This window comes from Nocardia sp. NBC_00416, from assembly GCF_036032445.1.
GTDB lineage: Bacteria > Actinomycetota > Actinomycetes > Mycobacteriales > Mycobacteriaceae > Nocardia.
The window spans coordinates 1,566,956-1,589,269 of record NZ_CP107932.1 but is presented as its reverse complement, the minus strand read 5'-3'; the positions used below and the strand labels follow the sequence as shown (position 1 = coordinate 1,589,269).

21 protein-coding genes are annotated in these 22,314 nt (G+C 67.4%); 14 read left to right on the top strand and 7 right to left on the bottom strand.

Annotated elements, in window-relative coordinates; translation table 11 throughout:
- Nucleotides 1–35 precede the first annotated feature (35 nt).
- A complete protein-coding gene (locus OG804_RS07035) occupies nucleotides 36–704 on the top strand; it encodes a hypothetical protein (protein WP_328395098.1) in 669 nt (222 codons plus the stop codon).
- Nucleotides 705–722: 18 nt separating this feature from the next.
- Nucleotides 723–1,058, top strand: coding sequence for a site-specific integrase (locus OG804_RS07030; RefSeq protein WP_328395096.1), 336 nt, complete (start codon nucleotides 723–725; stop codon nucleotides 1,056–1,058).
- A 262-nt stretch (nucleotides 1,059–1,320) separates the two neighbouring features.
- Here OG804_RS07030 and OG804_RS07025 read toward each other — a convergent pair whose 3' ends face one another.
- Entirely contained in the window at nucleotides 1,321–2,994 is a 1,674-nt protein-coding gene (locus OG804_RS07025) for a 4Fe-4S binding protein (protein WP_328395094.1), read from the bottom strand.
- Entirely contained in the window at nucleotides 2,995–4,353 is a 1,359-nt protein-coding gene (locus tag OG804_RS07020) for a cytochrome P450 (protein ID WP_328395092.1), read from the bottom strand.
- Nucleotides 4,354–4,578: 225 nt separating this feature from the next.
- Between OG804_RS07020 and OG804_RS07015 the strand changes: the two genes are divergently transcribed.
- The 10 genes from OG804_RS07015 to OG804_RS06970 all read left to right on the top strand — a co-directional run bounded on the left by OG804_RS07015 (nucleotide 4,579) and on the right by OG804_RS06970 (nucleotide 14,482).
- On the top strand, nucleotides 4,579–5,478 hold the full coding sequence (locus OG804_RS07015; RefSeq protein WP_328395090.1) for an SDR family NAD(P)-dependent oxidoreductase: 900 nt from the start codon (nucleotides 4,579–4,581) through the stop codon (nucleotides 5,476–5,478).
- Nucleotides 5,475–6,560 (top strand): TIGR03857 family LLM class F420-dependent oxidoreductase, encoded by a 1,086-nt coding sequence (locus OG804_RS07010; RefSeq protein ID WP_328395088.1) that lies wholly within the window; start codon nucleotides 5,475–5,477, stop codon nucleotides 6,558–6,560. Before OG804_RS07015 ends, OG804_RS07010 begins: the two co-directional genes overlap by 4 nt.
- Nucleotides 6,557–7,633, top strand: a complete 1,077-nt coding sequence (locus OG804_RS07005; RefSeq protein ID WP_328395086.1) for a phosphotransferase — start codon at nucleotides 6,557–6,559, stop codon at nucleotides 7,631–7,633. The genes OG804_RS07010 and OG804_RS07005 overlap by 4 nt, the downstream gene beginning before the upstream one ends.
- A 158-nt stretch (nucleotides 7,634–7,791) precedes the next feature.
- Nucleotides 7,792–8,952, top strand: a complete 1,161-nt coding sequence (locus OG804_RS07000; RefSeq protein WP_328395084.1) for an LLM class flavin-dependent oxidoreductase — start codon at nucleotides 7,792–7,794, stop codon at nucleotides 8,950–8,952.
- Nucleotides 8,953–9,022: 70 nt separating this feature from the next.
- Nucleotides 9,023–9,475 (top strand): MarR family winged helix-turn-helix transcriptional regulator, encoded by a 453-nt coding sequence (locus OG804_RS06995; protein WP_328395082.1) that lies wholly within the window; start codon nucleotides 9,023–9,025, stop codon nucleotides 9,473–9,475.
- Entirely contained in the window at nucleotides 9,472–10,173 is a 702-nt protein-coding gene (locus tag OG804_RS06990) for a CE1759 family FMN reductase (protein WP_328395080.1), read from the top strand. The genes OG804_RS06995 and OG804_RS06990 overlap by 4 nt, the downstream gene beginning before the upstream one ends.
- A 94-nt stretch (nucleotides 10,174–10,267) precedes the next feature.
- A complete protein-coding gene (locus OG804_RS06985; protein WP_328395078.1) occupies nucleotides 10,268–10,996 on the top strand; it encodes a trimeric intracellular cation channel family protein in 729 nt (242 codons plus the stop codon).
- 73 nt (nucleotides 10,997–11,069) lie between these two features.
- Nucleotides 11,070–11,519, top strand: coding sequence for a helix-turn-helix transcriptional regulator (locus OG804_RS06980; RefSeq protein WP_328395076.1), 450 nt, complete (start codon nucleotides 11,070–11,072; stop codon nucleotides 11,517–11,519).
- 5 nt (nucleotides 11,520–11,524) lie between these two features.
- Nucleotides 11,525–11,935 (top strand): VOC family protein, encoded by a 411-nt coding sequence (locus tag OG804_RS06975; RefSeq protein ID WP_328395074.1) that lies wholly within the window; start codon nucleotides 11,525–11,527, stop codon nucleotides 11,933–11,935.
- A 156-nt stretch (nucleotides 11,936–12,091) separates the two neighbouring features.
- Nucleotides 12,092–14,482, top strand: a complete 2,391-nt coding sequence (locus OG804_RS06970) for an excinuclease ABC subunit UvrA (RefSeq protein WP_328395072.1) — start codon at nucleotides 12,092–12,094, stop codon at nucleotides 14,480–14,482.
- A gap of 3 nt (nucleotides 14,483–14,485) precedes the next feature.
- Here OG804_RS06970 and OG804_RS06965 read toward each other — a convergent pair whose 3' ends face one another.
- Nucleotides 14,486–16,081: a serine hydrolase gene (locus OG804_RS06965; protein WP_328395070.1), complete on the bottom strand. Its 1,596-nt coding sequence runs from the start codon at nucleotides 16,079–16,081 to the stop codon at nucleotides 14,486–14,488.
- Nucleotides 16,082–16,282: 201 nt separating this feature from the next.
- Nucleotides 16,283–16,594 carry a VOC family protein gene (locus OG804_RS06960; protein WP_328395068.1) on the bottom strand — a complete coding sequence of 104 codons (312 nt, stop codon included), beginning with the start codon at nucleotides 16,592–16,594 and terminating at the stop codon, nucleotides 16,283–16,285.
- Between the two features lie 482 nt (nucleotides 16,595–17,076).
- Here OG804_RS06960 and OG804_RS06955 point away from each other — a divergent pair, with 482 nt between their 5' ends.
- A complete protein-coding gene (locus tag OG804_RS06955; RefSeq protein ID WP_328395066.1) occupies nucleotides 17,077–18,642 on the top strand; it encodes an MFS transporter in 1,566 nt (521 codons plus the stop codon).
- Between the two features lie 379 nt (nucleotides 18,643–19,021).
- Here the strand turns inward: OG804_RS06955 and OG804_RS06950 are convergent, their stop codons facing one another.
- Nucleotides 19,022–20,224 carry an epoxide hydrolase family protein gene (locus tag OG804_RS06950; RefSeq protein WP_328395064.1) on the bottom strand — a complete coding sequence of 401 codons (1,203 nt, stop codon included), beginning with the start codon at nucleotides 20,222–20,224 and terminating at the stop codon, nucleotides 19,022–19,024.
- 102 nt (nucleotides 20,225–20,326) lie between these two features.
- Between OG804_RS06950 and OG804_RS06945 the strand changes: the two genes are divergently transcribed.
- On the top strand, nucleotides 20,327–20,902 hold the full coding sequence (locus tag OG804_RS06945; protein WP_328395062.1) for a CGNR zinc finger domain-containing protein: 576 nt from the start codon (nucleotides 20,327–20,329) through the stop codon (nucleotides 20,900–20,902).
- On the opposite strand, the gene OG804_RS06940 is transcribed toward OG804_RS06945, so the two are convergent.
- Nucleotides 20,891–21,316, bottom strand: coding sequence for a nuclear transport factor 2 family protein (locus OG804_RS06940; RefSeq protein ID WP_328395060.1), 426 nt, complete (start codon nucleotides 21,314–21,316; stop codon nucleotides 20,891–20,893). The genes OG804_RS06945 and OG804_RS06940 overlap by 12 nt on opposite strands.
- Nucleotides 21,317–21,321: 5 nt before the next feature.
- Nucleotides 21,322–22,242: a TIGR03564 family F420-dependent LLM class oxidoreductase gene (locus tag OG804_RS06935; protein WP_328395058.1), complete on the bottom strand. Its 921-nt coding sequence runs from the start codon at nucleotides 22,240–22,242 to the stop codon at nucleotides 21,322–21,324.
- Nucleotides 22,243–22,314: the final 72 nt, after the last annotated feature.

Genomic DNA, 22,314 nt, shown 5'->3' with positions numbered 1-22,314 from the left:
CGTTATCCGGGGCAAGCCCGAGAAGGCGGGAACGCATGGCGGCGACGGTGCACCGGATCCACACAGCCAGGCCCCGGACCCTGCGAGCCTGCGCCGAGGCGTTCCTCGACACCATCCGCTCGCCCAACACCCGCCGCGCCTACACCCGCCGCGCCTACACCATCGCGATCGGCAAGACCGTCGACCGACTCGACGGCCACACCCCGGACGGACTGCCCGCACCGAGCCGTCGGCTGGACTCGGTAATCGATGATGAGATCGGCGCAGCCCTCGAATCCCTGTGGGGTACAGCGGCGGTCAACACTTGGAACACGCGCCGCGCGGCCGTGGGCAAGTGGCTGAGCTGGTGCCGCGAACAGGGCTGGACCGCGCCGGGCGTTCCCGCCTCGGCAGTCCGGTCGACCCCGCCGGACTCCAACACCCCGGTCCGCTCGCGCACCGCGATCGACCGGCTCATCGCCCGCCGCGACATCCACATCCGGGAGAAGACACTGTGGCGGATGCTGTACGAAACCTGCGCTCGCGCAGACGGACTGCTCCAAGTCAACATCGAAGACCTGGACCTGACCGGGCGCTGCTGCCCTGTGAAATCCAAAGGCGCGACACCCCGTACCCGCCGCTGCGGCGCCGCACACCACGAATACGTCCTGCAGACCGTGTACTGGGACGCCGGCACCGCCCGGCTGCTGCCCAGGCTCATCTAGGACCGGACCTCGGGGCCCGTGTTCGTCACCCACCGCCGCCCCGGCCCCGGCAAGTACCTCGCCGATCGCGACGTCTGCCCCGACACCGGGCTGGCGCGGCTGTCCTACGACCAGGCGCGCGATCTGCTCGACGTCGCCACTTCGATCAATGGGACCGGAACTGGGTGGGACCTGCACGAACTCAGGCATTCCGGCCTGACACATCTGGGTGAATCCGGGGCCAGCCTGCTCGAACTCATGGCGAAGTCCCGCCACCGCAAACCCGAGAACCTGCGCCGCTACTTCAAACCGTCGCCGCAGGCAATGCGCGACCTCACCAGCATCCTCGGCCCCGGCGCTGAACGGCGACGCTGACCAGCGGCTACCCGAACTTCGTTGTTTTCTGCGCCATTACTACCGGGACCCCGACCGCCCGGCCGCCGACCTACAGAATTGCCGTGCCGCCAACCCCGACCTCATCGGTTTCGATACTTGGCTCGACACACCCGGCGTGACCGAGGCACTGAGCACCTACCTGTCCGCCGCCGAGCCGGTCTGACAGATGAGCACCGCCGGTCCGCCACTGCACAGCGAAAACGAAACAGGTCGCGTGCCGGTCGGCATGGTGCAGCCGGATTCAGCCGCGCCGGGCGGTCGCGAGCAGTTCTTCGACGGTCGCGAGTTTCACCCGGGGCCGGCCCGCGGCCGCACCGGCGGCGCGTTCGGCGCGATCCACGGCCTGCCAGGCCGTCCGATCGACCACCTCGGGTCGCCGGGTGCGCACCAGATCGGACAACTCGGCCCGATCCCGGACCGGCGCGGACAGGGCACCGGCCCGGAAATCGTCGAGTATCGCGGCCACGGTCTCCGCGGCGTCGGCACGATTGGAACCGATCACCCCGCGTGGACCCCGTTTGATCCAGCCGGCGGCATAGACACCCGGCACCGGCGCACCCGCCGGACCGACGACCCGGCCGTCCACGGTGGGCAACACACCGCGCCGCTCGTCGAACGGCAGATCACCTACCGGTTCACCCCGATACCCCACCGCGCGCACCACCAGCGATGAGTCCAGTGCACCGGTGTCGCCGGTCGGCCGGGCGGTCGGTGCGGCGGCGGGGCCGGTGAGTTCGTTGTGGACGTAGCGCACCGCGCGCACACTGTCGTCGCCGACGATCTCGACAGGAGAAAGGCAGTACCGGAACCGGATCCGCTTGTGCCCGTCGCGCAATGGACGGGCCGCGTACTCGACGGCGGCGCGGTGTTTCACACCGAGCTCGTAGGGCGCGTCGGGGTCGGCGAGGTAGGCGTGCCCGGCTTCGCCGACGGCGAGGTCGTCCGGCTCGACGACGATATCGACGCCGTCGAGTTGCCCCAGCGCGCGGAACTCCGGTGCGGTGTAGGCCGCTTGGAGCACACCGCGCCGCCCGACGACCACGACCTCGCGGATCGCGCTGTTCCGTAACGCGGCCAGCGCGTGATCGGCGATATCGGTGCGCGCCAGTTCGTCGGGATCCGTGGTGAGCACCCGCGCGATATCCAGGGCCACGTTCCCGTTGCCGACGATCACCGCCCGCTCCCCGGACAGATCGAATACCCGGTCCGCGTATTCGGGGTTGCCGTTGTACCAGGCCACGAATTCGGTGGCCGAGACGCTCCCCGGTAGATCCTCGCCGGGGATATCGAGGCGCCGGTCGGCCGGCGCGCCCACGGCGTAGATCACCGCGTGCACGCTGTCGCGCAGTTCGGCATGGGTGAGATGGGTGCCGATCTCGGTGTTCAGGTACATCTGCAGCGCGTCACGTTTGAACGCGGCCGTGAACATCTCGGTCACCCCGCGGGTCTGCGCGTGATCCGGGGCCACCCCGTAGCGGGCCAGCCCCCACGGGGCGGGGAGCCGGTCGAACATCTCCACCTCGACCGACCCCGCGCTGAGCAGTTGTTCGGCGGCATAGCAGGCGGCCGGTCCGGTGCCAACGATCGCGACCCGCAGTGTCCCCAGGTCCTTGGCGAGCCGCCGCACCGGCGGTGGGGGAGACATATCCGGCTGGAGTGGGTGTTTCGCGAAGTAGCCGGCGTTGATCCCGCGGAAGCCGTCCAGGTGTGCGGGCAGGTCCTCCTCGGCGTAGATCGCGTCGACCGGGCACGCCTCGTAGCAGGCCCCGCAGTCGATGCAGGTGTCCGGATCGATGTAGAGCATCTCCGCGGTCGCGAACTGCGGGTCCTCCGGGCGTGGCCGGATGCAGTCCACCGGGCATTCGGCCACGCAACTGGCGTCGTTGCAGCAGCGTTGGGTGATGACGTAGGCCATCTAGTTCTCCCGCTGCCTGCGGCGGTACCGGACGCGGCACGGCTGCTGCAACTGCACCACCATCTTGGAGTGATCGTTGCGGTAGGACTCCGAGGGCTGCACCATCTCGAATTCCCAGTCCCGCAGCAGCACCGAGAAGATCGCTTTGAGCTGCATCAGGGCGAACGCCGCGCCGACGCAGCGATGGCGTCCGGCGCCGAACGGGATCCAGGTCCAGCGGTTGATGAGGTCTTCCTGGTTGGGATCGATGTAGCGGCCGGGGTCGAAGCTGTCGGGATTCGGGAAGTCCTCCGCCAGCCGGTTGGAAATCGCGGGGGTCGCGGCGACGTGGTCGCCGGGCTCGATGCGGTTCCCGCACACCTCGAACTCGCCCTGCGCGACCCGCATCAGGATGATCAGGGGCGGATGCAGGCGCAGGGTTTCCTTCAGGACCGCCTCCAGTTGCGGGATCTGACGCAGCGCGTGAAAGCTCACTTCCTGGCCGTCGGCGTACAGCTCGTCGAGTTCCTTGACCACACCGGACAGCACTTCCGGATGTCGCAGCAGTTCGATCACCGACCAGGCGGCGGTACCGGAGGTGGTGTGGTGGCCGGCGAACATCATCGAGATGAAGATGCCGGTGACCTCGCTGGCGCTGAAGTGCGGGGTGCCGTCCTCGCCCTTGACCGAGACCAGCACATCAAGCAGGTCGCGGTCGTCCTTGTCGGCGGGCGGGTTCGCGACGCGCCCGTCCATGATCTCTTGGACGAGTTCGACCAGTGCGGCGCGGGATTCGTCGCGGATCCGGAAACTGTCGATCGGCATGTACGGGTCCACGTAGGCGAGGGCGTCGGTGCCGCGTTCCAGGTTGTGATAGAGCTGCGCGAAGCGGCTGTCGAGTTCCTCGCGGAACTTCACCCCGATCAGGCAGGCCGACGAGGTGTAGATGGTGAGTTCGGCGAAGAAGTCGAGCAGGTCGATCTCGCCTTCGTCGCCCCAGGTCGCCAGCATCTGGTCGACCTCTTTTTCGATGGTCGCCGCATGCCCGCGCATCTGGTCGCCGCGCAGTGCGGAGTTGTGCAGCATCTCCTTGCGCCGTTCGGGACTGGCATCGAACACCACGCCTTCGCCGAAGATCGGCTTCATGAAGGGGTAGGCGGCGGCCTGGTCGAGGTCCTCGTCGGCGGCGCGGAAGAAGAATTCGTTCGCTTCGGCCCCCGTGAGCAGGATGACGTGACGTCCGGCGAGCTCGAACTGGCCGACGTCACCGCATTCCTCCCGGACCCGGCGCATCAGCGCGATCGGGTCGGTGCGGAATTCCTCGAGGTGGCCGTGTTCGTGTTCGCCTCCGGACACCCGCGGCGGTTTCACCGAAGTCATGTGGAAATCCTTCCCCAGATTACTGTCCAGGATCTATGGTAGACACCTGTCTGGACAGTACTACGGGGTAATGCGTGCAAGCAAGGCGCGCGCCGCGGCGCAACAGCCGATCCGCTCCCGGCGCACCGTCAGAATGCCATACTGTCCGGACACCTGTACGGAATAGTGTTCGGCCGAGGTGCGCCCCACCCCGGCCCACTGAAACAAGCGAGAACAGGCAGGTCCATGAGCGGTAACCAGACCCTGTGGGGACGCGGCGCCGTCGTCGTCGGCGCCACCAGCGGCATCGGCTACGCCGTCGCCCACGCACTGGCCGGGCACGGCGCCGGTGTCGTCGTCAACGGCCGCACCGAAGCCTCCGTCGAACGCACCGTCACCTCGCTGACCCTCGCCGGGCACCGCGCCGTCGGCGTCGCCGGCAACGCCGCCGACGAAACCACCGCCATCGAACTCGTCGACACCTGCGTACGGACCTTCGGCGCCATCGACGTCCTCGTCAACTGCGCCGGAATCGCCGAACCCGCCGGATCCTCGATCCTCGACGTCAGCTCCCGCGACTGGCGTGCCCTACTCGACTCCCACCTCACCACCACGTTCAACACCTGCCGCGCCGCCGCCCCGAAAATGGTCGCTCGCGGCCGCGGCAGCATCGTCAACACCAGCTCCTTCGCCTACCTCGGCGACTACGGCGGCACCGGTTACGCCGCCGGCAAAGGCGCCGTTAATTCCCTCACCCTCGCCATCGCCGCCGAACTCGCCGAACACCGGGTTCGCGCCAACGTCGTCTGCCCCGGCGCCAAAACCCGCCTCTCCAGCGGCTTCGCCTACGAAGCCAAGATCATGGAGCTCTACCGTCGCGGCATGCTCGACGAGATCAGCAAAGACGCCGCCCTCGACGCCCCGCCCGCCGACTACGTCGCCCAGCTGTACCTGTACCTGGCCGGCGCGGCCGCCGAACAGGTCACCGGGCAGATCTTCGTCGCCGCCGGAGGATTCGTCGGCCGCTACGACCGCCCCACACCCAGCATCCTGGGCTTCCGCGACCACAACGACACCCCGCCCTGGACCCAGGACGAACTGCACCGCATGATCAACGGCAGCAAAGCCGAGGCGGGCTCGCAGTGACCGAATTCCCCGAACTCGGCTGCTACGGCCTCGCCGGGCACGCCACCGACCCGCACGTCCTGCTCGACGAAGCCCGCGACGCCGAACGCCTCGGACTCGGCGCGATGTTCCTGTCCGAACGCTTCAACACCAAAGAAGCCTTCGCCCTGGCCGCCGCCGCGGGCGCCGTCACCACCGACCTCGGGATCTGCACCGCCGCCACCAACCACAACACCCGCCACCCGCTGGTCACCGCCGCCGCCGCGGTAACCCTGCACCGGCTCACCCGAGGCCGCTACAGCCTCGGCCTCGGCCGCGGGTTCGGCGCCCTCTTCGACGTCATCGGCCTCCCGCGCATCACCTCCGCGCAACTGCGCGACGCCGTCGACCTCTACCGCCGCCTCTGGCACGGTGACACCGTCCTCGGACACGACGGACCCGCCGGGAAATACCCGCTGCTGCAACTGGACCCCACCTACGACGAGGACATCCCCGTCACCCTCACCGCGATCGGCGCCAACACCCTGCGCCTGGCCGGACAGATCGCCGACTCCGTCGTCCTGCACACCTTCTTCACCGACGACACCACCGCCCGCGCCGTCCACGCCATCCGCGCCGCCGCCGAAGCGGCCGGGCGCGATCCCGCCGCCGTGCGCATCTGGTCGGTACTGGCGGTCGTGGACGACACCCAGGGCGAAACCGCGCGGCTGCGCAAACTCGTCGGCCGGCTCGGCACCTACCTGCAGGGCTACGGAGACGTCCTCGTGCAGGTCAACGAATGGGATCAGCGGGTACTCGACCACTTCCGGACACATCCCCTGGTCACCGGCGCCGGCGGCGCACTCGACGCGGTGGCCGATACCGCCACCCTCGCCGCCGTCGAAGAACTGTTGCCCGCCGAATGGCTCGCCGCGTCCGCCACCGGGACGCCCGACCGGTGCGCCACCCGGATCGCCGACCAATTCGGCACCGGGGTCGACGGAGTCATCCTGCACGGAAACACCCCCACCGAACTAGCACCCACCCTCGACGCGTGGCGCCGCCGGCGGCCCCCCGGTCGGTTCGCCGCACTGCCCGCCAACCCCGGCAGGAGCCGCCGATGACCAGCCCCACCGCGATCACCGACCTCACCCCGGAATGGCTCACCGCCGCCCTCGCCGGCCACGTGACCACGGTGAGCACCGAAACCGTGGGCACCGGCCAGATCGGCACCGTGTACCGGCTGCGGCTCACCGGCGACGGGGTGCCGGAACAAGTCCTGGCGAAATTACCGGCTGCCGACCCGGGCACCCGGGCACTGCTGGCCGGCGCCTACCGCCAGGAAGTCCGCTTCTACACCGAAATCGCCCCCACCGTCGCCGTCCGCACACCCCGCTGCCACCACGCCGAGACACACGGCGACGGCGCCGAATTCGTACTCCTGCTGGAAGACCTCGCGCCCGCCCGCCAAGGCGACCAGATCGCCGGCTGCCCGGTCGCCCACGCCCACCCCGCGGTGGCCAACCTCGCGGGTCTGCACGCGCCCCGCTGGTGCGACGAGACCCTGCTCGGTATCGAAGGGTTCAGCCGCAACGGCCCGCAGGAGGCGGAAACGCTGCGCGAACTCTACGGGCCCACCACCGATATTTTCCTCGACCGGCTCGGCGACCGCCTCTCCGCCGAGGACCACGAGACCGTGCGCGCCTGCGGCGAGGTCATCGCCGACTGGTTGCTCGCCCGCCCCGAACGGTTCGGGCTCGTCCACGGCGACTATCGCCTCGACAATCTGATGTTCGGCGCCGGAGCCACACCGCAGGTGACCGCCGTCGACTGGCAGACCGTCAATCTGGGCCTGCCGGCCCGCGACCTCGCCTACTTCATCACCACCAGCTTCGACCCGGAAACCCGCCGGAGCGCAGAGAAAAGCCTGGTCGCCACCTACCATCAGCGCCTCACCGAACTGGGGGTCACCGGCTACACCGTCGAGGACTGCTGGCAGGACTACCGGTTCGCGACCCTGCAGGGGCCACTGGTGGCCGTGTTCGGCGCCGCCTACGGCGCCGCATCCGACCGTGGCGACCAGATGTTCGCCGCCATGGTCGCCCGCAGCTGCGCGGCGATACGCGATCTGGACTCGCTCACACAGCAGCCAGCGCCGCTCCGAGCGAGCACGCCCGGTCCCACAGCCGCCGGTTAGCGGCGCCCTCCGGGCACCCGCGCCGCTCCCCGAGAGGCCACCGCCCCGAGAAGGCCGGTGGCCTCTCGTGTCCCTGCCCGGCGCGGCGGAATAACCCCGCCGACCCCACCGTTCAAGTAGATGCAAACGCATAGAAACTACGGTGGGAGTGACATCAGATGCAGTTCGGAATCTTCTCGGTCAGCGACATCACCCGCGACCCCGTGACCGGCGTGACACCCAGCGAAGCCGAACGGATCGACGCGATCGTCCAGATCGCCCGCAAAACCGAAGAAGTCGGCCTCGACGTCTTCGCCATCGGCGAGCACCACAACCCGCCGTTCTTCTCCTCCTCACCGACCACCCTGCTCGGGCATATCGCGGCCACCACCGAGCGGCTGATCCTCACCACGGCGACCACCCTGATCACCACCAACGATCCGGTGAATATCGCCGAGGACTACGCCATGCTCCAGCACCTGTCCAAAGGCCGCATGGACCTCATGCTCGGCCGCGGCAACACCGGCCCCGTCTACCCCTGGTTCGGCAAGGACATCCGCGCCGGGCTGCCCCTGGCCCTGGAGAACTACAACCTCCTGCACCGCCTGTGGCGCGAGGACGTCGTCGACTGGGAAGGCGAGTACAGGACTCCACTACAGAACTTCACCGCCACCCCCCGCCCCCTCGACGATGTGCCCCCGTTCGTCTGGCACGGCTCCATCCGCACCCCGGAAATCGCCGAACAGGCCGCCTACTACGGCAACGGATTCTTCGCCAACCACATCTTCTGGCCCACCGCCCACTCGCTGCAACTCATCGAGTTCTACCGGCAGCGCTTCGAGCACTACGGCCACGGCACCAAGAAACAAGCCATCGTCGGACTCGGCGGCCAAGCCTATATCGCAAAGAAATCCCAGGACGCCTGGAACGAATTCCGCCCCTACTTCAACGAGGCACCGGTCTACGGACACGGCCCGTCGCTCGAAGACTTCGCGGACATGACCCCGCTGTCGGTCGGCAGCCCACAGGAGATCATCGACAAAACCCTCACCTTCCACGACACCTTCGGCGACTACCAACGCCAACTGTGGCTGATGGACCACGCCGGCCTGCCACTGAAAACCGTGCTGAACCAGCTCGACCTGCTCGGCGAGGAAGTCGTCCCGGTGCTGCGCAAGGAACTGGAGACGCGCCGCGACCCCGAATCCGCCGCCGCACCCACCCATCCGGCGCGCGTCGCCGCGAAATACGGCGACACCGCGCCCCGGCAGGCACGCCCCAACGCCAACCAGGGCGACAACCTGGCCGGCGCCAGCCCCTACCAGGACGCCACCGCATGAGCGAGGCAGCGAAACGGCACTGCCGAGAGCCCGCGATCAACCCCCCGGACACCGAGACCCCGGCCGATCGATGAGCAGAACCAGCGGGCGCCTCGCCAACGACGCCTGGGAAGCCGTACTGACCGCACACGCGGTGCTGATGAAACGATTCGCGGCCGAGGACGTCTGGCAGGGCCTGGCCATGCGTGAATACGACGTCCTCTACACCTTGTCGAAATGCCCCGAACCGATCCGGCCCGCCGAACTCAACCGGCACGTCCTGCTCACCCAGCCCGCACTGTCGCGCATGGTGGACCGCCTCGTCGAACGCGGCCTGGTGCAACGCACCCCCGACCCACGGGACGGCCGCGGTGTCCGGCTCTCCCTCACCGATGAAGGCCGGACACAACAACGCCGGGTAGGTGGCCGGCACGCGGTCGGCGTCGTACGGGCACTGACCGCAGCCCTCACCGACGACGAACTGCGCACCCTCGAAGAACTCTGCGAGAAACTCGCCGACACCACGAACAGGAAACCAGAATGACAACCAACGAACCGGCCCGCACCCCCTATCGGCTGGTAGTGGTCAGCGGCGGCACCAGCAACCCGTCATCGACCAGAATGCTGGCCGACCGCGTCTGCGCCCGCGTCGGGACACTCGCACAACGCCGCGGCGCGGCCGTCACCGTCACCGTCATCGACCTGCGCGAACTCGCCACCGAGATCAGCGCCGCCCTGGTCTCCCAACTCATGGGCCCCAAGATGACCGCCGCCGTCGACACCCTCGCCGCCGCCGACGGCCTCATCGTCGCCGCCCCCGTCTACAAAGCCGCACCCAGCGGGCTGCTCACCTCCTTCTTCCACGTCCTCGACAACGACCTGCTCATCGCCAAACCCGTGATCCTCGCAGCCACCGCCGGCACCGCCCGCCACGCCCTGGTCGTCGACGAACAGATGCGCGCGCTGTTCGCGTTCCTGCGCACCATGACCGTGCCCACCGCACTGTTCGCCGCCTCCGAAGACTGGAGCGACGCCGACCTGAACACCCGGATCGACCGCGCCGCCCTCGAACTGGTGCTGCTCATGGAAAGCGAATTCGCGCACAAGGTGAAAGACGAATCCTGGGGCAGCTACCAGCATTCGTTCGGCAGCGCCGGCGGCAACGAGACCACCGTCGACCTGGACACCGACCTCATGCGCCTCGCCGCCGGCGGGGGAGCGCCGGTACGGCCCCGAGCCTGAACCCGCCCGGCGGCGGGCCGAACCTGCCCGCCGCCGCTCCCACCCCGAGAACCACCCACCGGGAACACCCGGTCACACATGTTATTTTGCTGCGGTGGCCGCACCTATCGACACTATCGACCAGGCCACGCGCTATCTCGACCTCGCGGGCGTCTTCGCCGCCGCCATGCTCGGCGGCGCCGTATCCCGCACCGAAGGCCTGGACCTGTTCGGATTCCTGGTCGTGGGCATCGTCTCCGGACTCGGCGGCGGCATCATCCGCGACACCCTGCTCCAACAGGGCCCACCGGTCGCCCTCACCGACTACGCCTACCTGCCCACCGCCGTAGCCGGCACGCTCATCGCCTTCGTCATCCACCTCAGCGAACACGCCTGGGATCGGCTGTTCACCGCCCTCGACGCCGCGGTGATCGGCTTCTGGGCCGTCACCGGCGCACAGAAGACACTCGCCGCCGACCTGGGCTGGCTACCCGCCGTCCTGCTCGGCATCACCACCGCCGTCGGCGGCGGCGCCACCCGCGACGTCCTGCTCCGACGGGTCCCCGCCGTGTTCGGCGGCAACGGCCTCTACGCGACAGTCGCCGCGGTCGTCGCCGGCACCATGGTCATCTGCACCTACCTCGGCGCCCCTGCCCTGGGCATCGTCCTCGGCATCGTCTGCTCCCTGCTGCTGCGGCTCGCCGCCGTCCGATTCGGCTGGGGGCTGCCCAACGGACTGGAATGGCAACCGCACACACGCCTGGCAGCCGCCTTCCGCGGCACCCGGTCACCACGCCGCCGACGACGCGCACACACCCGCGCCGGCACCGACGAAACCAATTGACCCCCCACCCCTGCGCCCCCGAACACGCCACCAGAACTGGGCAACACACGCCCGATATGGGACGATCGGCCACGTGACCAGCAGATCCACCGCGGCAGAACACCTCCGCGACCTCGCACGGCTACGGCGTGTCCGCGACCGGATCGACCGGGAATACGCCCAACCACTCGACGTCGAGGCACTCGCGCGCGGCGTCAACATGTCCGCCGGGCACCTCAGCCGCCAATTCCGCCTCGCCTATGGCGAATCCCCCTACGGATACCTGATGACCCGCCGCATCGAACGCGCGATGGCCCTGCTGCGCCGCGGTGACCTCAGCGTCACCGAAGTCTGCTTCGAAGTCGGCTGCTCGTCCCTGGGAACCTTCAGCACCCGCTTCACCGAACTGGTCGGCATGCCGCCCAGCGCCTACCGGCGCCACGAAGCCGACGCCGCCGCCGGAATACCCTCGTGCACCGCGAAACAGGTGACCAGACCGATCAGGAATCGAGAAGCTCCGCCGACCACCACACAGCTAGCGTGATCGCCATGGACATCACCATTCACGCGAGCTACCTCCCGCAGGACGACCCCGACGCCGCCATCGCGTTCTACCGCGACACCCTCGGCTTCGAGATCCGCAACGACGTCGGCTACAACGGGCTGCGCTGGATCACCGTCGGCCCCGCCGGCCAACCCGGCACCTCCATCGTCCTGCACCCACCCGCCGCCGACCCCGGCGTCACCGACGAAGAACGCACAACGATCACCGAAATGATGGCCAAAGGCACCTACGCCGGCATCAACCTGGCCACCGCAGACCTCGACGGCACCTTCGAACGTCTGCAGGCCGGAGACGTCGAGGTCGTACAGGAACCGACCGATCAGCCGTACGGCATCCGCGACTGCGCAGTCCGCGACCCGGCGGGCAATATGATCCGCATCCAGCAACTGCGCTGAGCACAGGCCCACCCGAACAGGCCGGAACCCGGAAACGGCAATACCCGAACTCCGGCCCACCGCCCGACACCCAGCGGGCCGGCTGACCGAACACCCACCGTGCCGGCCGACGAACCGCACGGCGGCGACGACCGTGACCGACCAGAGGGAGACACGATGAGCACTGCCGCGAAGACAGGTACACGGGCGTCCGCACAACACGCCGCCGACACCCACGATCTGATCCGTGTGCAGGGCGCCCGCGTGAACAACCTCAAAGACGTCAGCGTGGAAATCCCGAAACGACGACTCACCGTCTTCACCGGCGTCTCCGGCTCCGGTAAGAGCTCCCTGGTGTTCGCCACCATCGCCGCCGAATCCCAGCGGATGATCAACGAAACCTACAGCGCCTTCGTGCAGGGCTTCATGCCCACGCTGTCCAGGCCCGACGTCGACCTGCTCGAAGGCCTCACCACCGCCATCATCGTCGACCAGGAACGCATGGGCTCCAACCCGCGCTCCACCGTCGGCACCGCCACCGACGCCAACGCCATGCTGCGCATCCTGTTCAGCAGGCTCGGCACACCCCACATCGGCTCACCCAACGCCTACTCGTTCAACATGCCCTCGGTGACCGCCAGCGGAGCCATCACCGTGCAACGCGGCGCGAAAACAGTGTCCGAGAAAGCCACCTTCAGCCGCCTCGGCGGTATGTGCCCGCGCTGCGAAGGGATGGGCTCGGTCACCGACTTCGACCTCACCGCCCTCTACGACGACAGCCTCTCACTCAACGCGGGCGCCCTCACCATCCCCGGCTACAGCATGGACGGCTGGTACGGCCGCATCTTCCGCGGCTGCGGCTTCTTCGACCCCGATAAGCCGATCAGCAAATACACCAAGAAACAACTCCACGACCTGCTGTACAAAGAGCCGACCAAGATAAAAATCGAAGGGATCAACCTCACCTACGAGGGAATCATCCCCAAAATCCAGAAATCGTTCCTGGCCAAGGACATCGACGCCCTGCAACCCCATATCCGCGCCTTCGTCGACCGAGCCGTCACCTTCACCACCTGCCCCGACTGCGAAGGCACCCGACTCACCACAGAAGCACTCTCCTCCAAGATCGCCGGCAAGAACATCGCCGACCTCTGCTCCATGCAGATCAGCGACCTCGCCGACTGGGTCCGCGACCTCGACGAACCCTCGGTCGGCCCCCTGATCAACGGCCTGCAGCACCTACTCGACTCGTTCACCGAGATCGGCCTGGGCTACCTGTCCCTGGAACGCCCCTCCGGCACGCTGTCCGGGGGAGAAGCACAACGCACCAAGATGATCCGCCACCTCGGATCCTCCCTCACCGACATCACCTACGTCTTCGACGAACCCACCATCGGCCTGCACCCGCACGATATCCAGCGCATGAACGACCTGCTGCGCCAACTACGCGACAAAGGCAACACCGTACTCGTCGTCGAACACAAACCCGAAGCCATCGAAATCGCCGACCACATCATCGACCTCGGCCCCCGCGCCGGCAGCGAAGGCGGCGAGATCGTCTACCAAGGCACCGTCGACGGACTCCGCGCCAGCGACACCCTCACCGGCCGGCACCTCGACGACCGCGCATCCCTGAAGAAAACCGTACGCACACCGTCCGGCGCACTCGAAATACGCGGCGCCGACACCCACAACCTGCGCAACATCGACGTCGACATCCCACTCGGCGCCCTCGTCGTCGTCACCGGCGTCGCAGGATCGGGCAAGAGCTCACTCATCACCGGATCGGCATCGGGACGAGACGGCGTCGTCACGATCGACCAGGGCGCCATCCGCGGCTCACGACGCAGCAACCCCGCCACCTACACCGGCCTGCTCGACCCCATCCGCAAAGCCTTCGCCAAAGCCAACGGCGTCAAACCCGCCCTGTTCAGCTCCAACTCCGAAGGCGCCTGCCCCACCTGCAACGGCGCCGGCGTCATCTACACCGACCTCGGCGTCATGGCCACCGTCGAAACCACCTGCGAAGAATGCGACGGACGGCGGTTCCAAGCCGCCGTGCTGGAATACACCCTGGGCGGACGCAATATCGCCGAAGTACTCGAAATGTCGGTCGCCGAAGCAGAAGAATTCTTCGGCTCCGGGGAAGCCCGTATCCCGGCCGCCCACAAGATCCTCGACCGGCTCACCGACGTCGGACTCGGCTACCTGCGACTCGGCCAGCAACTCACCACCCTCTCCGGCGGCGAACGGCAACGCATCAAACTCGCCACCCAGATGGCCGAAAAAGGCGGAATCTACATCCTCGACGAACCCACCACCGGCCTGCACCTCGCCGACGTCGAACAACTACTCGGACTGCTCGACCGGCTCGTCGACACCGGAAAATCCGTGATCGTCATCGAACACCACCAAGCGGTGATGGCCCACGCCGACTGGATCATCGACCTCGGTCCCGGAGCCGGCCACGACGGCGGCCGGATCGTCTTCGAAGGCACACCCGCCGACCTGGTCGCCGCCCGCGCCACCCTCACCGGAGAACACCTCGCGAAATACATCGGAGCCTGACCCTCAGCGCACGAACGTACCGAAACCCTCGGAATCGTAGAACTCCAGCCACAACCGGTCACCGTCGAACCGGGCCTGCGAGATACTGCCCGGATTCGCGCTCTCCCCGACCGGGGAGAACACGAACGTGTCACCGTCCCGATGCCGTAACGGCATCGGGACATTACGCGGCCCCATCGTCAACAGCAACGCGTCCCCCTCCACCGACACGGTCGCCGGACCGAAATAGTCGTTCCCGTAGCTGCCCGCGTAACCCTCCAACGGCCCCGCCGGCGCGGGAGCCGGCGGCGGGGCCGCACCCACCAGCTCGCCGACCGGCGCGTTCAACTGCTCGAACGCATCCGAGTACAGGTCCCACCAGTCCTGCCGCACCTCACCGAACTGCACCAGATCCGCGAACTCGGCATTCAACGTCTCCGGCACACCGATCGGTGCGGCATTGGTCAACGTCACGATCCCCACATCCGCAGACGGAATCATCGTGACCGCGGTCGCCGCACCCTGATCGAACGCCCCCGAATGGCTCAGCACCACCCGCCCCGCGGCCGACGTCCCCACATTGAACCCGAACCCGTAATCACCCGTCCGCGCATCCGGCGCCGACGGCGGCGACGACACCGCCTGCGGGGACACCGCCGGCAACAGCGCATCCGGCGCCACCAACTGCTTCCCGTCGTAGGACCCGTCCGCCAGAACCATCGTCATCCACCGGGCCATATCCGATACCGACGAACTGACACCACCGGCGGGGGACTGGGCATCGGGCTGCCGCCCCGGGTCGGCCCGCCGATACTGTCCGTCCACCAGTACATGCCCCGCAGCCCGATCGCCCACGGCCAGGAAATCGGCATACCGCGAACTCGTCGAGTTCATCCCCAGCGGCCGGTAGATGCTCTCCTCCGACAGCGCCGACCAACGCTGTTTCGCCGCGTCCGCCACCGCGATCGCGGCCGCGGTGAGCCCGAAATTCGTGTACCCGTACGAATCACGAAACGGGGCCAACGGCAGCATCCGCAGCCGACCCAGGATCTGATTCCGGTCGAACCCCAGATCTTCGAGCTTGTCACCGGCATGTTCGGGCAGACCAGAGCGATGCGCGAACAGATCCCCGACGGTCACGTGGTCGCTCACATAGGGGTCACTCAACCCGAACGACGGCTCCGGCTCCCGCACCGGCGTATCCCACCCGACCACGCCCGCCTCGACCTGCCGCGCGACCACCGTCGCCGCCACCGGTTTGGACAGCGAGGCCAGCTGGAACACCGTCTCCGGGTCCACCGACTGCTTACCGTCCACATCCCGCACCCCGAAACCCTTCTGGAACACCACCTCACCGTCGTAGACGACAGCGACCGCCATCCCCGGAATGTTCGTGGTCCGCATCAACTCGTCGGCCCGATACTCGAGAGTCCCCAGGATGTGCTCGACCCGGCCACGCGGAATCGCGACACCGGCCGCCTGATCAGGATGCGGCGCGGCCGCGGTCGACGACGTCGCCGCACCCGGGACCGGGGTCGGCTCCCGGTCTCCGCATCCCGACACCAGACCCGCGGCCGTCACCGCCGCAATACCGAGCACTACCAGCCGACGTCTGCGCATTGCCCGCCTCCGGAGGTCGTCGCTGACCGAGCCCTGTTCGTCCGAGCCTAGCCCCGGCGGTGCGCCCCAGCGGCGAACCAAGGGTGTCGGCTCGTCGTAGATCCCGGTTGGGTTTATTCGTCAACGTGACGAATTGCGGAGGTAACCCCGCCCTACGCCTGATCGCACCATGAGTCCGGCCTGCCGAGTCCGACACGGCCGCTACTTGCCCCTGAGGCCGAACCGATTCCCGTCAGAGTCCGCCAGTACGCATACCCGCACACCCGGTGCGACTTCGCGTGGTGCGGAACGCTCGGTCGCGCCGGTGGCGAGCAGGGCTGTGCGGACCGAGTCCACATCGTCGACATCGGTGAACACCACCGGCCCATCCGCCATATCGCCCTGGGGATTCAAGCCGACCTCGAACCCGTCGACGGAATAGCCGACGTAATACGGCTCATCTGTGTGCGGGGCGCCGAACAGCGCGGTGTAGGTCGATTTCGCGGACCCCAGATCGGACACAGGAACAACCACGCTACGGATTGTCGAACTCATCTGTTCTTCCTCTCGGTGCGGCGCCCGCATTCACAACAGCCACTTCATCGATGGTGACGGATCAAAAGAACGGAACACGACCGCGGTGGACGAAAGACATGAACTGCGAGAGCAGCCTACCCACCGCACCGCACCGATCGGCTCGCGCGGACGGGCGAGCGTGTCGCGCCGACTGTCTTCGACCGGTCACCGAGGAGAATCCCGGCAGACAGGACCCATAAACAGGGGGAGAGGTGCGGGGGACAGCGCGCGGTGCCGTCGATCCTCGGACGTCCGGCCGCGGGGCGGCACTGTCCCGCCGATCGACAAACTACCGACCGGTCTGTTCCCGGTGATGGTCACACCGGCTCCGGCCTCGACTTGTACCGTTATCGCCGCATGTCGCCACGGTCGCGATCTCGTCCGAGCTGGAAGCCCGGCGGACCGCCCGTCGACGTGTCCGCAGAGAGAGTGAAGTACCTATGAACAAACCAGACTCGGCCGTGGCCGAACAGTCCGAGCCCGCGGGCAGTATCCCTACCGGCACCGCATCCCACGGTCGGGGTTGGGTGCTGGCCGTCGTCTGCATCGGCACCATGATGACATTCGTCAACGTGTCATCGACCGTCGGCGCCCTCGCCACCATTCAAGCCGACCTGCATTCCAGCTCCAGTGCCATTGTCTGGATCAGCAGCATGTACAGCCTGGTCGTCGCCAGTTTCGTGCTGGGCTCCGGCACCCTCGGCGATCTCATCGGCCGGCGCCTCGTCTTCGCCGGCGGCGCCACCGTGTTCGCGCTCGGCAGCGCCCTCGCCTTCGCCGCCCACAGCGCCTCGGTGGTGATCGTCGCGCAGGCCATCATGGGTATCGGCGGTGCGATGGTATTGCCCACCGGCCTGGCCATTGTCAGCCACACCTTCACCGACGCCCGCAAACGCACCGAGGCGATCAGTGTCTGGGCGGGCACCTCCGGACTCGGCCTGGCGGTAGGCCCGATGGTCGCGGGCACTCTGCTGAACCACTTCTCATGGCATTCGGTCTATCTGATCAATGTCATCCTGGGCGCCCTCGCCCTCGTCGGCGCCCTCGTATTCATCACCGAAAGCCGCCAGCCGGATCGTAGAACCGACCCGATCGGCATGGCACTGGGGACACTTTCCGTCGCCTCGTTGACCTATGCGGTGATCGAAGGCGGCTCGCTCGGTTACACCTCCGGTCGCATCATCGCCGCCTACCTCGTGCTCGCCGTCTCATTCGCGGCCTTCATCTGGTACGAAGCGCGCCACCCCGACCCGATGCTCGACGTCACCCTGTTCCGCTCAGCGTCCTTCAGTGCGGTGATGGCCGCGGCCACTATCGCCATGTTCGGGTTCACCGGTACCGCCCTGGCTACTGCGCTGTATCTCCAGCACGTGCAGGAGACGACACCACTGGGTGCGGGTGTGCGCCTGCTGGTGATGTTCCTGCCGTTCATAGTCGTCAGCGCCATCGCCGGGCGCATCGTGGACCGCGTCGGATTCAAGACCATGCTCACCGTCGGCCTGCTCGTCATGGGCGCCGGAATCTTCGCGCTGCTGGCAACACCGCCGGAGCCCGGTTTCCTGCGGGTGTGGCCGGGCCTGCTGCTCGCCGGCATCGGCAGCGGCTTCCTCGTCGCCCCGTCCACCGCGGCCGCGGTAATCAGCGTGCCGATTCAACAAGCCGGAATGGCCAGCGCCGCGGTCAATATGTTCCGGCAGGTCGGGAACGTCTTGGGTGCCAGCATTCTCGGCACCATCCTCACCACCCGGTTCGCCGTCGACCTTGCCGACAACCTGCACCGGCAGCAGCTACCGGACCACATCGTCGATGCCGTGGTGGATGCCGCCAGCGCCGGCGACGGCGGCAGCACGCCACTGCCGGCCGCGCTGGCCGAGCGGGTAACCCCCGCCCTGCACCAAGCATTCACCAGCGCCGATCATCTCGCCCTGGCCACCGCCGCGACCGTTCTGGTCCTCACCGCGATCCCGGTCGCCGTCTTCGTCCGGCAGAAACCGGGACACCTGTAACCATCCTGCCGCGGCCCGGATCCGGGCCGCGGCAGATGCGCAGTGGACACCCCGGGACCCACCCGCATTTCATCACATGTGACGAAATGCGGGTGAGGGGAGAGTTGGACCGAAGCGGTTCTTTCCCAGGCATTTCCGGCAACTCGGCTCGGGTCGGTTCGGTACGCGGGACACGGCTCGGCTTCTTAGCTGGCCCGCGCTGCACCCGGCCGCTCAGCACGAATGCCGTACGCATGCGTCCCTGGTAAACCCCCTCTCGCCTAAACGCCGATAATCTACATTATGTCAAGTAGAGCTCGTGACCTTCGCTCCCCCAACAGATTTCATCAGATCCATCAGATCCTCGGCGGACTGATCCCGAGTCTCCGGCCACCCGCGTTCACCGATGAGCGGCCAGCACTGCCGCGAGGCCTTCTTGCAGGTCCTTGACGAAATACTCGGGCACCTCCAGCGACGGGAAATGTCCGCCGGTCTCGGGCGAACTCCATCGGACGATCTGCCGGTACCGCTCCTGCGCCCAGGGACGCGGACACTTCTCGATGTCGCGGGGATACATACTGATTGCCGACGGGACGTCGACCCGAAGTTCGGGGTCCAGCGAGTTGTGGCTTTCGTAGTAGATGCGGGCCGCCGAGGCGCCGGTCCGCGTCAACCAGTACAGGGTGACGTTGTCGAGAATGCTGTCTATGGAGACCGTCTCGAACGGGCTGTCTTCGGTATCTGTCCACTCGGCGAACTTGTCCAGGATCCAGGCGAGAAGCCCGACCGGTGAGTCGACGAGCGAGTAGCCGATGGTCTGCGGTCGGGTCGCCTGCTGCTTCGCGTACGCCGCGCGGTGGCGCCAGAAATCGCGGGTTTCCTCGGTCCATGTGCGCTCGGCTGTTGTCAGCCCGTCCGTTGTCAGCCCGGGCGGCGCCTCCGCGAACGTCGAGTGGATGCCGAGAACGTGCGCCGGGAACCGGCCGCCGAGAACCGTGGTGATATTTCCGCCCCAGTCGCCGCCGTGGGCTGCGAACTTGCGGTAGCCGAGCCTGCCCATCAGTTCCACCCATGCGGCGGCGATCTTCTCGGTTCCCCACCCGGTAGTGGCCGGCTTGTCGCTGTAACCGAAGCCTGGTAGCGACGGGGCCACGACGTGGAACGCCGGCGCGTCCGCATCTTTCGGATCTGTCAGCTCGTCTACGACATCGATGAACTCGGCAATGCTGCCCGGCCACCCGTGCGTGAGGATCAGCGGAGTGGCCTCTGGGTGCGCGGATCGGCGGTGCAGGAAGTGGATTCCCAGATCGTCGATGGTCGTGCGGAACTGGCCGATGCGGTTGAGGCGCTCTTCGAACGATCGCCAGTCGTACCCGGTGCGCCAGTAGTTCACGACATCGACGAGGTCGGCGAGCGGAACGCCCTGTTCCCACCGGCGAGGGTCGGGCGCGGCGCGATAGACGGTCTCGGCTTCCGGTAACCGTGCCGCGGCCAATCGCGTGCGCAGATCGTCGAGGTCGGCGTCGGTTGCGTGGGATTCGAATGCTTGCACGTCGATGGGGTCGGGCGTGAAAGCCGGATCGAGGCGGTCGAGTGTGGGCATGGGACCTCCTGGTCATCGCGGAACCGGCTACAGACATCGCGAACCGGCTAAGACGGTTCTAACATGCGTTCATGTCGGTCCGCAACCAGCTATGGTGGTTCCATGCCTGGTGAGTTCCCTGACTTTCGCCTCGGTAGCGTGCTGGCGACGAGCTTCACGGCGACTCTGACGGAGCGTCGAGGCGAAAACGTGGAGCGCATTCCCACGCCGCAGCGACTCGTCGACTGGCTGGCAGTGAGCGGCCTCGCCGTGGACTCCTGCACCACCGCCCAGCTCGAACTCGCTCGGGAGTTGAGGGAGGCGATTCACGCCGCCGCGACAGCGGCCGCGAGCCGAGACGCTCCCCCTGTATCCGCTGTCCAAGTCATCAATGACTGCAGCATTCGTGGTCGGGCGGCGGCCGTCCTGACGCCCGAGGGCGGTCGGCGATGGCGACTCAGCTCGGCCTCCTGCGTAGAAGACGCCCTGGGCGTGATCGCCGCCGACGCGATCAGCATCATCGCGGGCGAACGAGACGGAAAATTGGCCTTGTGCGCATCGCCGACCTGCCGAGCCGCCTTCTTCGACACCAGCCAGAGTCGCACCCGCAAATGGTGTGAAATGAACACGTGCGGGAATCGGCAGAAGAAGGCACGCTTCCAGGCCAATCAGCGAAAAAGCCCTGGATCAGCCGAGTGATTCCGCACCTTCGCCGCCACGCTGGCGCGCTACCGCCCGTCGGGAGCTGATGCGCCATCCCCGGGCTTCCGGTGCGAGAACGTCTTCGTATACGGCCGACCCGCACGTTCCGGTGGCCGTGACCGTCAGCGCCTTCGACCGCACGCGCACCGTCGCGCCATCTCGACCGAGAACGACGACATTGGTCACGTGATGTCCCAATGGCGCGCCCTCGTCGCCCTGGTTGCCGCGCGCCAGATCCTGCACGGCCTGCAATCCGCGCACTATGCCGTACCCGTAGTCCGTCACGTCGAAAACCACATCCTCGGCGAAAACCTCGCCGAGGCGATCCCATTCTCGATCGTCGACCAAATGCCCGTGTAACGCGATCACCTCATGGATCGCTGCCCGGTCTTCGGTGGTGATGTCCGGCATCGGGCCTACCTCGTCTCCGTCAGTGCCAGTTCGGCGAGGACGCTGATGGTGCGGTTCTGTTCGGCGGTGGTTCCGTACGGCGCGGCCATGAATTCGGTGACCCCGGCCGCACGGAAGCGGGTGAGTGCCTGTGCCACCTCGATGTCGGTGCCGACGATCGCGACGTCCTGTGGTCCGGTTGCTCCTTCCCGGTCGAGGGTGGCGCGGTATTCGGGTACCTGTGCTGCGAGTGCGAACTGCTCGGCGATCCGTGCTCGGACGTCGTCGGCCGTGTCGGTGACGCAGACGGGCAGGCCGGCGATGATTCGCGGGGATGCTCTACCGGCCTCTGCCGCGGCCTTGGTGATGACCGGAACAATGTGCTCAGCGAGGGTTTTCGGTCCCGTCATCCAGGTCGCGGTCCCGTCGGTGAGTTCGCCGGCCAGTCGCAGCATGTGCGGCCCCAGCGCCGCGAGCACTACCGATGGTGCCGGTATGCCGCCGGGGATCAGCACGGCGCCCACGGCGGTGAGCGTCTCTCCGTGGTGGTCGACACTGTCCCCGCGCAGAAGTGGGCCGAGCACTGACAGATATTCGCGCATGCGCCGTACGGGCCGGTCGGTGGGCAGTCCGAACATCCCCGACACCATCGCGCCGATGCCCGCGCCTACGCCGAGCGTCAGAGGTCCCGTTACGGCGGCCTGCGCTGTCAGTGCCTGCCCCGCCAACATCAGCGGGTGTCGCTGGGGGGCGGGTACGACGGCCGTGCCCACGGCGATATCGCTGGTGGCGCCGGCCACCGCGAGTGCGGTCAGCGCGTCCCAGCCGAGTGCCTGGCTCGCCCATGCGGTGGCGAAGCCGGAGTCGGCCGCCACCCGTACCTGGTTCACGACAGTCGCCAATGTCGCGGGACCGCGCACATCACCGACCGCCAATCCGATCTGCATTCTTCGTCTCCTGTGTCCGCTGCCCGCAATAAGTGGGGTGGGTACCCCGTTTGTGATTGTGTACGATACGGG